We start from the raw sequence: 13,965 nt of genomic DNA on the forward strand, positions 1-13,965 counted from the left end.
AGTTCTGAATCAAGCTCACGATAAATATTCGCTAAATATCCTGGTAAGTACCCAGCATGTTCAACATTATTTCCTTGTGTAAGCCATCCATATCCATAGTCGAAACAGAAGGAATGTTAGTATAGGGAGCATACATTCAGGCTATTGTCTCTTTAATCTTCTTCTGCTAAAACATGCATTGGTGATAAAATCATTGAAAAAGCAATTGCAAATATAAATCCAAATTTTAATACTGCTAGTTTATTATTTTTAGTATTCAAAAAAGCACATCTTATATATTTATTCAAATTCAATATTATAATCTAATATATTAAAGCTTAATATTTTCCACTTTCCATTACTTGCTTTCTTAAAAGTAACCAACTCCTCGTAACTTTCATTATCAACTTCTTCTGTTTCTAAATAGATTGATTCCGTACTATAAGATACATATAGAACTGCCTCATCTCCATCAGCATATACGACATATGCTTCTTCCAATTCAACAGTTGTGTAATCATACTCAGCAAACAGAAATTCTTTGAAGAAATCTTCTAACCACCCAGAATCAGATAGTGCTACATTATCTTCATGTAAAGTAGATTTTAATTTAGAATAACTTTCTTCCTTAAATGCATCTAAGTATTTTTCAAAAGTAGCAATGATTTCTTTTTCATCTTTTTCAGAAATATCTACGTCTGAATTTTTCAGTTCATCTAAATTAATATAATCAAATGATGTAAATTCAAGGTCATTAATAAGCCATTTGTCATTCTTATGTCTTGCCAATGAATACACTATTTCATACTTATAGTCTAAAGAAAACGGTCCATCAATTCTTTCATATGTTTCCTCAACATACACATAGGCTTCATTATCTTCAATACTCAAAATTTCTAAATTTTTAACCTCAATTTGATTACTAGTATACTCAAATTCATTTTCAAATGAATCTTCTACCCATTCTTCTTTTATTTGTTTTTCAAACAAGCTTAAAATTTCTAAATCTCTATCATTATAAAATGCCTCATATTGATCAAACAATTCCATTATCAATTCTTCATCATTTACCTTTGGTTCAGGGCTTGTAATAGATATCGTTTTACTTGCACCATCCCATTGTACATTAGCTCCTGTTGATTCCCCTACAAATCGTAAAGGAACAAAAGTACGATTATTAACTAATTGCGGTACAACTAACATCTCAAGAGATTCTCCGTTTACTTTTGCTAGATTGCTATTCAATGTTAACTCTACCGTCAATTCTTCATTTACACCTGTTATAGTCTTCGTTTCCTGATCCCACTTTACTTTTAATCCTAAATCATTAAACAACACTCTAAATGGAACTAGTGTTGTATTATTATCAATAAAAGGTTCTTCTTCAAATTGTAATTGTTCTCCATCAATCCATACATCTATCTTTGTTTCTTCAGACGCTATTGCTGTCGCCGAGAATAAAAAAGACAAAATAAATAATATTGAAAACATGGTTCTTTTTCTCAACTTTAACTCCTCCTGTTATTTTGTTGTATATGTAATCTGTCAATTATATAAAATTTTACGAGGTCTGACCACATGTAAATAATGTATGTTATATTTTGTTAGTGCTGTGATTTTAAAAATCGATCAATCTTATATTCTACAATTGGCCATATTGTGGAAGATTGAATATCCATTCCAACTTGAAACCCTCATCCGTTTACTGAGGATGTTATTTTGAATTCTATTTTAGTTTACTAATCAACTATTTTTTCTCAGTTTTTATGTATTTACTATTTATGGAACTACTTTAATCAAATGTATATAATATACCTGAGATATAAAGAAAAGTTAAATACAAAATATAAAACAGATAATGTTGTTATTCGAGGAGGACACATGAGAATTTACACAAGAATAATAATTATTACCTTAGCTTTAATGCTTTTGATTGGTTGTAATGAGGTGTCGGTATCTGAGCAAGAAAACAGCCCAGAATTAAGTTTAGACGTTGAAGAAAATTTAAAGATTCTAGATGCAGATACAAGTCAATCTACACCAATCTCACAAACTGAACCTAACACCACAGAGGAAAAGGCGGAAACTTCTAATTCAATAATAACGTCAACAGATAAATTAACCAATGTTATTTATAAATTTATGGATGCTATAAATAATAAAGAATGGGATTCATTTGTACAATCATATTCTCCCGTGATTCAAAAATACTATGAAGGCTTTCCAAGTACATATCAAATTGAAAATCGTACAGGTATTCTTTCAGTAGATTCAATTGATATTTATGAAGCAAAAAGACTAGCTGAAACACATACCTTAGAAATAGAACCTTATTTTAATGAGATTGATTTTTCATTGTATGACCATGTTCAATTCTATTATATAGGATTTGATTTTAAGGTTAATAAAGAAAGTGAATTTTTTTATAACGGTGTAAAATATGAGTTGGTTGCCGTTGGTAGGATTGATGATGTAGAATATATTGTTGGACATGAAAATGTTTATTATTTTAGTAAATTAGAAAAATATAATTACTTATTCAATTCCTCTGCGGAAAAAAAGGCTCAAAACGTTGTTGACCAAAGAAGAAAAGGTTTAATTGTTAATTTTAACAACGAAATAATAGAGGATTATAATAATGAGAATATTGAAAATGATCAAACAGATGGGGAAGATGATACTATACAATAAAAAGTATATTTTTGAATAGTTTTATAAACCTAGTAGCTTAAGTGATCTTCAACACTATGACTCATTTCTAGAAGAAGGTGTCTTTTTTATGGAGAAGATCAGAAAATGGGGCAATCATTAAAGTAAATTAAAATTTCTGTGTATATTAATTAATCTAGCAGTATCTTCATCTATGTTAACTCTGTTATATTTTATAAATATATGATATATTAATAAAAAAAAGGTGGTAAAATATGTATATAATATTCAAGAAATTAACAGGTATTATGTTTATATCTCTGTTCCTAGCAAGTTTTATTATTCCTAATAATTCATTTGCAGGACAAGGACAATACGATATAGGAACGAATCCTTCAGTAACTTATCTAAAAGATGAGATAGCTTTTGAAATACATCAAGAACAGCTTGTACCTGGGGACCGGCCTTATAACAAACTTTATTACAAGATTGGTAAATACAAAGATAAAAGTGATATTGAGTGGGATATCGGACATACATACTTAGACGATGGTATTGAACCTTCCGCAACTCGTTTAGATAATGGAGATATATTAGTAGTATATCGTGACGATACAAACGAGGAACTTTATTACAGTCTAGGTAAATACAAAAATGGGAACATGGATTGGTATGTTGTCGGAGAAAGATATGCTACTGGAATGAATCCTTCAGTAACTGTTCTAAAAAACGGAGATATTTTATCAATTCACCAAGGCCAGATGTTACCCGGGGATTGGCCTTATAACAGACTTTATTACCAGATTGGTAAATACAATAATAATGATATTGAGTGGAGCGGACGCACATACTTGGACGATGGAATAGAGGCTTCCCTAGCTCTCACAGATAATAATCATGCTTTAGCAGTATATCGAAAAGATACAAACGAGGAACTTTATTACGCTCTAGGTGAATACAAAGATGGGAATATGAAGTGGTATGTTGTTCAGGAAAGATACGCTACTGGAATGAATCCTTCAGTAACTGTTCTAACAGGGGGTGCTATTTTAGAAGTACATCAAGGCAGCACTGGGGATAATAAACTTTATTTAAGTGTTGGTACAGTTAGAGATACAAGCATCGATTGGACTGAGTTTTTTATTGTTGACGGTATTGAACCTTCCATAACCCACATAGATAACGATAACAATAGCTGGTTACTCGTATTCCGTGACAATGTAAACCATAATCTTTATTATGACGTATGGTACTGGGCTAAATGACATATTTCGGTTCTAGTGCAAGAAGTAGTTTATGGTTTATCTGTTGCTCACACCACCATTATGCGATGAGTGCATGAATATGGACCTGAATTAGATGAAAGAGTAAGACGTCATTTGAAAACAACTCTATCAGATCATGAAACGTTTAGAATCTTAATATTGATATTAGTTATCATTTAAGGAAGTGTTAAGGAGATCATAGCTGTATAAGTTATGGTCTTTTTTACTGGTGGGAATTATCCAAATTGTAAAATGTCCCTAGAGATAAAGGAGTATTCTTATGAAAATGAAGAGTGGGAGATGGTACTTAAACTTACTCTTATTTCTTCTTAAGAATAATCTGTTTATATGGTGACAACGTTCTTTTTCTATTAATTAGACCATGTTGTAAAAATTAGTGACAATGATCTTCCACAATATGGCCCAATTCTCTAACAAGAGATGCGCCTTTTTTTATTTGGGCCAGATTGTTGAATAAGTCCTTGTGAAAATTAAAGTTTTTTGAAATAGTTATAATTAGGTCTGATTGAAGACTTTATTTGTAAATCAAGGTAGGATGGATAATATGGTTATACCTCATGTTTTAGATGGAGCAAAGGTAATCCAATATACTTCAAATTCAGTTTCTAATAAATTTGGAACAGTAGGGACTATTAACGAAAAAGATGAAATAATTGATGAATTACTTATTACTGCCATGGCTATTTGTCTGTACGAAGGAAGTGACGAGTATTATTTATTTTCATGTGACTTGAATTGGGAGGATGTAATTGGTGATATTGATTCTTTAAAAGAGGTAAGAGAAATTGCTAAAAATAGTTTTAACGTAAACTATGAGAATTGGATTACAAAATAATCTTAAAACAAAAACATAAATCCCAAAATAAAAAACAGGTTAGTGGGTGAAACACATGATAAATGGGGACATTACTTTAGATATACTAAATGGGAAATTTAGCTATCGTGTTGGGGCAATAATCATTGATTCAAATGAAATTTTAATGGCAAAAGATGAAAAAACTTCGTTTTATTATACAATAGGTGGTCGAGTAAGATTTGGGGAAACTGCAGAAGAAGCAATTTTACGAGAAATTTTTGAGGAAACTCAACATCGTCTTGAACTTGGTGAATTAAAGTATGTTCACGAAAACTTCTTTACTTCTTATGAAGGTACTGTTAACCACGAGATTTCTTTTTTTTACTCGGTTAAATCAAGTGCCGAATTACGCCTTATGAAACATGCTTTCTTTGAAGAGTCATATGGTAAAGTAACGTTACATTGGCTTCCGATTGATGAATTAGCGACATTAGATTTATATCCAGAGTTTTTTAAGACTGAATCTTTGGATTCGGATGGCAAAATTAAGCGTTTCATAACAAAAAACAATCATACTTATTCAACAACCGATCACGAATCAAAATAGAAAGTATGTTTATATAATATAATAAGGTTCTTGTCGTCCAATAATTTCATTGAAATTCCATGATATATAAGGGAAATCTTGGGTTCATAAGAAAGTTTCTTGCTACATATCCAGAAGAGGTTACTGTTGAGAAATTGTTAATCTCAGCAGAGAAGTTGAAAGAGCTATTTTTTGAAACGATAGAACAAAATAATATACTAACAATAGATGAAGAATTAATTCCTCTGCTGAATTATATTGAAAAAAGAAATACTTCATAAGATGATTATTATTCAACAAAATGGCGCAAGAACGGAAGATGAATATGATGATTAGCAGCTTATATTCAAGAATTGGAGCAGAATTAATGAATTACTGAGTGGAAAGATTACTAATCATCAGCAGGAGGAAACAGGAAAATGAAAAAAGTATTATTTGTAATAATTTCCACACTAATTTTAACGTATTCCAAAAGAATTCTCCATCCTCTAAGCTCTAGCGTAGGTAGGAGATGAATTTCGGTTTTGTGAAGCAAAAATTTATTGTATATTATTTCCACTGTTGATATAATCAGTAGTAAATACAGAAAAGGCTGTTATATCAATGAAATTAGACAATAATAATCATTCAGTGTTCTTATTACACTATCATCTTGTATTGGTAGTAAAATACCGTAGACAAATATTTGACGAAGGTATATCCAATTATGCAATAGACATTTTTGAGAGAATAGGACTCTCATACAATATTACGGTTGAAGATTGGAATCATGAAAAAGACCATGTGCATGTATTATTCAAAGCTCATCCTAATAGTGAGATATCAAAATTTCTTAATGCGTACAAAAGTGCCAGTTCCCGATTGATAAAACGTGACTTCCCTATTGTTCGCAAAAAACTTTGGAAGGAAATGTTTTGGTCGAGAAGCTTTTGTTTGATTACAACAGGTGGTGCTCCTATAGAAACAATCAAACAGTATATTGAAAAACAAGGTAGAAAGTAGGTGTATCCAATGTTGAAAGCATACAAGTATCGTATTTATCCGAATAAAGAACAAATTCTATTTTTTGCAAAAACGTTTGGATGTGTGCGTTTTGTATATAACAAAATGCTTGCAGATCGAATCGATTCTTATCAAGAGTCACAAAAAAGTATGGATAAATCAATTAAATACCCTACTCCTGCACAATATAAAGCTGAATTTCCATTTCTAAAAGAAGTGGATAGTCTCGCTTTAGCTAACGCACAGGTAAATCTAAATAGAGCCTATACTAATTTCTTTCGTGATAAATCTATTGGATTTCCAAAATTCAAAAGTAAAAAGAATAATTATCACAACTATACAACCAACAACCAAAAAGGAACAGTGTGTATTGAAGACGGTTATATTAAACTACCAAAACTAAAGACACTAGTTAAAGTTAAACAGCATAGACAATTTTCAGGTTTGATTAAGTCTGTGACCATTTCCAAAACACCCACTAATAAATATTTTGCTTCTGTTTTGGTAGAAGAAAAGGAACAATTCTTCCCAAAAATGGATGCAAAAGTAGGTATTGATGTTGGTTTGAAAGACTTCGCAATATTGTCTAATGGACTAAAATATGAAAATCCTAAATGGTTGAGAAAAGCTGAAAAAAGGTTAGCTTTTATACAACGTTCTTTGTCACGCAAGAAGAAAGGTTCAAAGAACCGTAATAAAATGAGATTACAAATTGCCAAGCTTCATGAAAAGATTGCTAATCAACGAAATGATTTTCTACATAAATTAAGTAATGAGATCACAAACGAAAACCAAGTGATAGTGATTGAAGACTTAAAAGTGAAGAATATGCAAAAGAATCATAAGTTAGCAAAAGCAATCAGTGAAGTATCTTGGACTAAATTCAGAGAATATCTTGACTACAAAGCAGGTTGGAAATGTCGTGATCTGATCATCGCACCTAAAAATTATGCATCCAGTCAATTATGTTCCAATTGTGGATATAAAAATAAAGAAGTCAAGAATCTAAAACTAAGAGAATGGACTTGCTCTGAATGTAATAGCCATCATGATAGAGACTTGAACGCAAGTATCAATCTACTAAAATTAGCCATGTAAAATTGGTACATCTTTAGGGGTAGGGACTACCCTTATAGCTTGGTAAATATAGATAGCTTCTAAAAGTATCTACTTCCCAAGAAGCACCCATTTCAAACACCAAAGGTGTTAAGTGGTGTGTGGTTCACCTTCATGCCTCCAAGAATCTGTTAAAGTTGAAGCTTACCATCTAACACATTAAATAATGAACTGACTGACCAAACCAAGCAAATAGATATTCATGCTCAACTACTTAAGGTATATACTGATTTGCAGGAGAAAGAGGGATGGTATGTTGTTCCCAAAAACGTTCATGAGATGACTATTTATGCTAATACTAAAAATGTAGATACAGTACTATTTTGGTTAGCTCCGACAGGGACAGAAACTTGGAGTGAAAGACAACTCATTGGTTACGATCAAGATGGAAGTGATGGATTTTCTTTAAAATGGGAATTTGGTAACCAGGTACTACTCAATCACATTTTAGTTCAGGCATTAGGGAGTGACTTTTATACAATGGATGATGAAACTATCAATGTAATAACACAAGAAGAATAGATAGAAGTTATTATAACTTTTAATGGAATATAGTGGTATAATAGAATAATACAATAGTTGGCAAGGCGGTAGGTAGACCCTCCATTTTAAAAGTTAGGAGGTGATGCCTATGACAGTATATCAAGCTATATCATTAATGTTAACCTTCGGGTTATTAATAGTAGCTTTAATATCTGTTAGCAAGAAAAAATAGACCGCCTTTGCCAAGGTATCGGTCTATTTTATAATGAACTTCTGTACTACCGCTTAATGCGGCTGTTGTATCAAACCGTATGGTGTTCCTAGCACCTGCGGTTTTCTTTATTAGTATATGAATCTGTTAAATATATTATACACTTAAAAAGTAAGTAATACCACTTAAAAAGTGAGTTTATTTCCAAAAAAGTTATTATCACTTTTTGCCTGTACAGTTTATGTTTAGGGCCATTTAATTAAAGAACGGCAACCGAAAATTCAATTTTCGTAGCTAGTATAGAGGGAAATTAGTCGGCAGGTGTTAATCCCTTTGGATGTACGAATTAAATACTGTAAATAGTGGTAAGACATCTGTGAGATAATATTATAAAATAAAGATTATATAATTATTCGAGGAGGAATTGAACTATGACTTCAGAAAGCCATGTTCTCACGCAAAAACAAATAGCAGAGTCATTTTCTAATGGTAATTTTGAGCCTACTTTTCCATTTCTAGCAAAAATAATTGAATGGAATATCGTTGGTGACAAAACCTTAGTAGGTAGGGAAGCTGTAATAGAAGAATGCAAGCAAACTTCAAATTATTTCAAAACTATAACCACTAAATTCACTACATTGAATGTAATTTCCGAAAAAAATTGCGTCGCAGTAAATGGAACAGCTGAATTTATTCGCAATGGTGAACAATTATCTTTTGTTTCAGCCTGTGATGTCTATATTTTTAATGATAAAAATGAACTGCAAAGAATTGATTCTTATTGTATCAAATGAGACGCTTTGCTTTCTCCTGTCAAAAGTATTTGTTAAGGCTTATAAGGATGGAAGTTTTGCAACAATATGGCGCCATTCTTAAAGATGCCTGCTTTTGGGTTTGGATCATTATTGTAGAATAAGCGATATTATTAAAGATTATTAACAGACAATAACGCAGATGTATAATAAAAAAAGAAGAGAAACTTACACTCGAGGCCCCCCTCCTCCTTTTACGGAGACAAATATCAAAGGAGGATTTCTATTTGAATCACGCTAAAATAATAGAGAACAAATTAATGAATTCATTTAAAGTGTTAAATGGTCTACCAAATTATATTGCAATTGAAGAGAAGAACGAAATTGAGTTTGATAATGAGGAGTTACAAAATAATCTTAAAGAATTAATTAAGGTAGGGGTGAAATTAGAAATTAATAGAATAAGTGTTCTTATTAATAGGACATCTGAACATTATTTAAACCTGTCTGAAATGTTGATTCATCATGGATTTGAACCATACGCCTCAAAAGTTGAAGTACATAGAGACGTATATGACATAAATAGCAATATAAAACAGTATAAATGGCGTTCCATTGAAGAACCGACAATTTCTGAAGGTGAATTTATGGAGTATTGGAAACTATGTATGTCTGGATCAGATAATGCACCTTCATCTCTCACAATGGATGAACATCTAGACTCAGTCAAAAGTGAATTAGGAGATAATTGGATGAGTTCCTGTAAGGCCATATTTTTAAAAGATAAACCTATAGGAATATCTATTCCACACATTGAGCCTGGTACACTAGATGAAGGAAGATTGTTCTATTTTGGAGTATTACCTGAACATAGAGGAAAAGGACTCAGTTCTTTTATTCACCTTCAATCATTATTTTTATTAAAACAAATGGGAGCTAGTTATTACATAGGAAGTACACACGAGAATAATATAAGAATGCAAAAAGTATTCGAGAGAAATAATTGTTCAATAAAAGCACACACTGAATCATATTATAAATATTTTAATAAATAGATTCTAATTTGATTTTCCACAATATCAACTAATAGAAGCTCAAGAGATCTTCAACAATCTGGCGCATTAAAGAGGGTAACGTATAAAGAGAGATAGGGATAATGGAGAGTTGAAACTGAAATAGTTCCTTGGACAACATAATGGGGAAATTATATAGTAAAGAAGATAAAATACTAGATGCTTTTCATATAAGAAAGAGGGGAAATTTATTTGATTGAGAGATGGCAGAAGTGCCACAAAAAATTTTATTGTTTATTATATCACATCAGGTTTAAAACATTTTCTTGGTTGATTAAAGATAAAACTAGTAAGAGTTTTCATCTGGCATCTTCAATTAGTTTAAAACCTCTGTGGATGATTTCTATGACATCATCCAATATGATTCAAGTTTTATTGAAAGTAAATTGAAAAGAGATGAGAAAAGACCTCACATATTAGAGGTCTAAATTAAAATATTATTGGATCAAGTCAATTAACTGTTTAGTCATTTCTTCTGAAATGGAATAGATGGTGGGTATATCATCAATTTTCATTAAGGTGCTTTCTTGACCCTTTTCACCTAACCATAAATGATAACCTTGCTTAGTCTCATCTGTAAAAATGAGTTCTAAATCAAAATGAGGATTGACTATATATACTTCAACAGTTTCTTTAACTGCGTTTAAGATGATATTTTTGAATATCTCAAGAGTTTCTTCATCTTCATATACTGTAAAAAAATTGGAGTTCACTTTACCTAAACCACTTGATTTAGAGATACTTACTTTTGATACTTCGGCATCTACTAATTCGTTATTACCATTTGATTGACATCCCAATAGAATTGCAAAAATAAGAGTCATTGATAAGATATGAAATATAATTTTTTTCATATATCCTCCTAATGTATGTTTTATTATTCAATTATTAGACGTAATAAATCATCTGAAAGTTACAATTTATTAAATTTTACCAATAATTATTTCATATCAAGTTTAATAATAAAACAACAACTTTTTAAATTGATTATTTGTACCCGTCATCATCTTTAATTTCTTCTTTGAAACTCAATATTTCCATATTATTAGAATTAGAAATAGATAGTCCCCATTCCTTTTGTGAAACGGGTAAATGGAGATGCCAATGTTCATTATAAAAATTGATGGAAACTCCTTAGTATTCTGTTCAAATTTGTTTTATCATATTTTTAGTTTTTCGCTTTAAACCTCAAACCTTTTTTCACGCATATTAATTCTCCCTTTGTAATTTAGTAATCTGATATTAAAGATTTTTTTAAAGTCTCACTTTATTGGATCAAATACCTAAATTTTATATACTTTCAAACTTAAAATGTGTAATGGTAATTATTTGTATTTATATAATTTTGCAGTAGTAGATGGAGAATATATAAGTTCATATTTAACACCAAGTTCATTCTTTAGTTTTTCGTATATTTTTAGGCTTTCTTTATTGTGTTTATCTTCAAGTTCAATTCCTCTATCAACTAATGTATCTGTATCTAAATCAATCCATTCCCCGTAGCGAATTGACCAATCTTCTATTTCTTTCATGAGTTGAGGTGATATTGGCAAATCCTCAAGATCAAGATTTTGATCGCATTTAGCACACCAAAGCGGATCAGCAAAATCAGCTTCTAATTTTAGTTCAGTTGTTGGATTTGGACACCCACACTTTAATTTATCTTTCATTCCATTTTCCCTCCGCGTATATTGAAAGAATTTTTAAACCCATTCTTTTTGTAAAACATCTAATTTCTTAAATTTCTTGTCATAACTTTGCCTTTGAAGAAGATTATTCAACCAAAACTTTGCCCTTTCTTTATCATTATTTTTTATAAAAAATTCTATTATGTTTTTAAAAGCTTCGCTATATTTGAAATTCTCGTCATTCATTAAATTCAATCCTTTATGAAGATAATCTGATGCTTTACTGTTTTCCTTCATATCTGAATATAAAAAACCTAAAAAAATATATCCTCTTCCTAACTCTTCATTACTAAATTGTTTATTTTGAACAGCCTCTTCCATGATTTGTATTGCTTTTTCTACTTCAGAGAGCGTATGATAAATCCCTGCTATAAATTCATAATCATCATACTTTTTTAATGGTTTCTTTAATTCTTTCTTTAAGGTTCTTTTAAGAGCAGCATTGCTAAGAGTCTCTTCTCTATTGGGAAATAATTTATTCATCAAAATCTCACCAACTAGATAAACAGGTATACCCAACAATAAAACCCACCAGCCAAAACTTTCATAGAAAATATCAGCTAATATATACATTATTAATAACCATCCAAGCACTGATAACCAGTATATAAATTTCATTTGTTTTTACCTCTTATATTAAATTTCTATAATATTATTATTTCAATTATTTAAATCCTCATTCATTCTACAATTGGGCCATATTGCTGAAGAACCACTATTAGTTTAAAATAAAGTTTGTTCTAAATCTCATGTACTCAGTTTGCAAAGGATGGAAGCATGGAACTTAACCAAACTTGTCTTGTGGGAAAAAAGTAATTTTACGTGACATAACTTTAAAAGATAAATAATATCTTTACTAATTGATAAGGTAAAGTAAAGTAGAGTAGGTGTTTTCTATGTTTAATAAAATTAATTTTCAAAGTGGAAACATTGTTTATAATGATTTTCAAATTGATCCAAAACTACCATTGAAAAAACAGATAGATAATTTGAAGGAAGACATGTTTCAAGTTGAATTTTTGAATAAGTATTTAATAGATATCGGCTGGTACCCTTGTACAGATATTAATGGTATGTTTATTATTTATATAATTAAAGAATATAACTGGGAAGAACCATTGTATAAAGAAAATTGTAGAAGTATTGAGGAATTAAAACAACATTTAGTTACATGTATAGATATTATAGAAATTCAACTAAATACTTAAGGATTTTGTAACAAGGGACAAGAAGGAAAAGCTTTCTAAAGGTAGTTTGAATGAAGATTACCCAACCAATTTATATAGAATTTTAAAAATCTTGTATTCCAGTTTATCTAGAATTAGGTATATTGGTAGTTGATAATCAAGTTTTATTTTAATTAAACATTTACTTTTCAACAATCTGGCGCATTTTTCTAGACAAACATCTTACTTTATGATTAGGGGATAATTATGGACAAACAGATAGTTATAGAAGAATATAACTCAGATTGGTCTATTCAATTTGAAAAAGAAAAGGAAAAATTAAAACAAGTACTAAATAACGATTTGCTGCCAATAGAACATATAGGTAGTACTTCCGTCAAAGGATTGGCGGCAAAACCCATAATAGATATTATGATAGGCGTAAAAAGCTTATCTGAAGTAGATATTTTTATTGAGCCATTGAAGCCACTAGGGTACGAGTATGTGTTTCATACAGAGTTCCCTCAGAGGCGTTTTTTTAGAAAAGGGAAGTGGCGAGCTGGTACACATCATTTACATATTTATGAATATAACAGTAAATTTTGGATTAATAATATTCTTTTTAGAAATTATTTAAGAGACTTTCCGGATACCAAACTTCAATATAATCAATTAAAAAAGGATTTAGCTGTGAAATATGAATACGATAGAATTGGATATACAAGTGCAAAAGCTCCATTTATATCTAATGTAATTAATCTAGCTAAAAAAAATTACAACAATTAGATTTTTTTATAAATTGAATATCTTCCACAATCTGGCACTTTTCTTTAACAAGAGAAGTGCCTTTATTTATGAATGGGGTCATATTGTTTAATAAAAGATTGATAAAAATTATCAAGAATTATATTAGACTAACTATAAATCACCCTATATTTACCAGTCAAAAAGTACAGGTAGATAGAGTATGATTAGATTGGTAAAGGGGGGGGAGTTATTGAAAAAATCATCACTAATAATCAGTCTTATACTATTATTATTAATAAGTAATAGTATTACTTTTTTAGTTGTTAAAATTTCAACTGATGTGGATACAGATCATGACCTTTATCGAGAAAAGAGATCTTTGGCTCGATTTTCTGAACAAGAAATAAAGAATTTAATATCTTTATACGAAA

General features: G+C 30.2%; 17 protein-coding genes and 1 pseudogene. 14 read left to right on the forward strand and 4 right to left on the reverse strand.

Going from position 1 to position 13,965, the window contains the following annotated elements:
* Window positions 1-279 precede the first annotated feature (279 nt).
* Window positions 280-1,485 carry a stalk domain-containing protein gene (locus ERL59_RS04150; protein WP_160644829.1) on the reverse strand — a complete coding sequence of 402 codons (1,206 nt, stop codon included), beginning with the start codon at window positions 1,483-1,485 and terminating at the stop codon, window positions 280-282.
* A gap of 375 nt (window positions 1,486-1,860) precedes the next feature.
* Between ERL59_RS04150 and ERL59_RS04155 the strand changes: the two genes are divergently transcribed.
* The 11 genes and pseudogenes from ERL59_RS04155 (at window position 1,861) to ERL59_RS04195 (ending at window position 9,915) form a co-directional block, all read left to right on the forward strand.
* Entirely contained in the window at window positions 1,861-2,670 is an 810-nt protein-coding gene (locus ERL59_RS04155) for a hypothetical protein (RefSeq protein WP_160644831.1), read from the forward strand.
* A gap of 233 nt (window positions 2,671-2,903) precedes the next feature.
* Entirely contained in the window at window positions 2,904-3,893 is a 990-nt protein-coding gene (locus ERL59_RS04160) for a hypothetical protein (protein WP_160644833.1), read from the forward strand.
* 33 nt (window positions 3,894-3,926) lie between these two features.
* Window positions 3,927-4,019 (forward strand): annotated as a pseudogene (locus tag ERL59_RS21550) (IS6 family transposase); the annotation flags it as partial.
* Between the two features lie 439 nt (window positions 4,020-4,458).
* Window positions 4,459-4,749 carry a hypothetical protein gene (locus tag ERL59_RS04165; RefSeq protein ID WP_160644835.1) on the forward strand — a complete coding sequence of 97 codons (291 nt, stop codon included), beginning with the start codon at window positions 4,459-4,461 and terminating at the stop codon, window positions 4,747-4,749.
* A gap of 55 nt (window positions 4,750-4,804) precedes the next feature.
* Window positions 4,805-5,317 (forward strand): NUDIX hydrolase, encoded by a 513-nt coding sequence (locus tag ERL59_RS04170; RefSeq protein WP_160644837.1) that lies wholly within the window; start codon window positions 4,805-4,807, stop codon window positions 5,315-5,317.
* 582 nt (window positions 5,318-5,899) lie between these two features.
* Window positions 5,900-6,298 (forward strand): IS200/IS605 family transposase, encoded by a 399-nt coding sequence (gene tnpA / locus ERL59_RS04175; protein WP_160644839.1) that lies wholly within the window; start codon window positions 5,900-5,902, stop codon window positions 6,296-6,298.
* Between the two features lie 9 nt (window positions 6,299-6,307).
* Window positions 6,308-7,396, forward strand: coding sequence for an IS200/IS605 family element RNA-guided endonuclease TnpB (tnpB, locus tag ERL59_RS04180; protein WP_160644841.1), 1,089 nt, complete (start codon window positions 6,308-6,310; stop codon window positions 7,394-7,396).
* A gap of 249 nt (window positions 7,397-7,645) precedes the next feature.
* Complete coding sequence (locus tag ERL59_RS04185) at window positions 7,646-7,936, forward strand: hypothetical protein (RefSeq protein WP_235929783.1); 291 nt, start codon at window positions 7,646-7,648, stop codon at window positions 7,934-7,936.
* Window positions 7,937-8,045: 109 nt separating this feature from the next.
* The gene (locus ERL59_RS21555) at window positions 8,046-8,129 is read left to right on the forward strand and encodes a putative holin-like toxin (protein ID WP_407925676.1); all 84 of its coding nucleotides are present in this window, start codon (window positions 8,046-8,048) and stop codon (window positions 8,127-8,129) included.
* 410 nt (window positions 8,130-8,539) lie between these two features.
* Window positions 8,540-8,902 (forward strand): hypothetical protein, encoded by a 363-nt coding sequence (locus tag ERL59_RS04190; RefSeq protein ID WP_160644843.1) that lies wholly within the window; start codon window positions 8,540-8,542, stop codon window positions 8,900-8,902.
* A 245-nt stretch (window positions 8,903-9,147) separates the two neighbouring features.
* The gene (locus ERL59_RS04195; protein ID WP_235929784.1) at window positions 9,148-9,915 is read left to right on the forward strand and encodes a GNAT family N-acetyltransferase; all 768 of its coding nucleotides are present in this window, start codon (window positions 9,148-9,150) and stop codon (window positions 9,913-9,915) included.
* A gap of 455 nt (window positions 9,916-10,370) precedes the next feature.
* Here the strand turns inward: ERL59_RS04195 and ERL59_RS04200 are convergent, their stop codons facing one another.
* The 3 genes from ERL59_RS04200 to ERL59_RS04210 form a co-directional block, all read right to left on the reverse strand.
* Window positions 10,371-10,787 (reverse strand): hypothetical protein, encoded by a 417-nt coding sequence (locus tag ERL59_RS04200; protein WP_160644845.1) that lies wholly within the window; start codon window positions 10,785-10,787, stop codon window positions 10,371-10,373.
* Between the two features lie 471 nt (window positions 10,788-11,258).
* Entirely contained in the window at window positions 11,259-11,603 is a 345-nt protein-coding gene (locus tag ERL59_RS04205; RefSeq protein ID WP_160644847.1) for a hypothetical protein, read from the reverse strand.
* 33 nt (window positions 11,604-11,636) lie between these two features.
* On the reverse strand, window positions 11,637-12,239 hold the full coding sequence (locus ERL59_RS04210) for a tetratricopeptide repeat protein (protein ID WP_160644849.1): 603 nt from the start codon (window positions 12,237-12,239) through the stop codon (window positions 11,637-11,639).
* Between the two features lie 278 nt (window positions 12,240-12,517).
* Between ERL59_RS04210 and ERL59_RS04215 the strand changes: the two genes are divergently transcribed.
* The 3 genes from ERL59_RS04215 to ERL59_RS20920 form a co-directional block, all read left to right on the forward strand.
* The gene (locus ERL59_RS04215; protein WP_160644851.1) at window positions 12,518-12,829 is read left to right on the forward strand and encodes a hypothetical protein; all 312 of its coding nucleotides are present in this window, start codon (window positions 12,518-12,520) and stop codon (window positions 12,827-12,829) included.
* A gap of 225 nt (window positions 12,830-13,054) precedes the next feature.
* Entirely contained in the window at window positions 13,055-13,573 is a 519-nt protein-coding gene (locus ERL59_RS04220) for a GrpB family protein (protein ID WP_160644853.1), read from the forward strand.
* Between the two features lie 211 nt (window positions 13,574-13,784).
* The coding region (locus tag ERL59_RS20920; protein ID WP_210767453.1) for a hypothetical protein at window positions 13,785-13,965 on the forward strand (181 nt) is incomplete at its 3' end.

The organism is Chengkuizengella marina (assembly GCF_009910845.1).
In the GTDB taxonomy this organism is placed as follows: Bacteria; Bacillota; Bacilli; order Paenibacillales; family KCTC-33759; genus Chengkuizengella; species Chengkuizengella marina.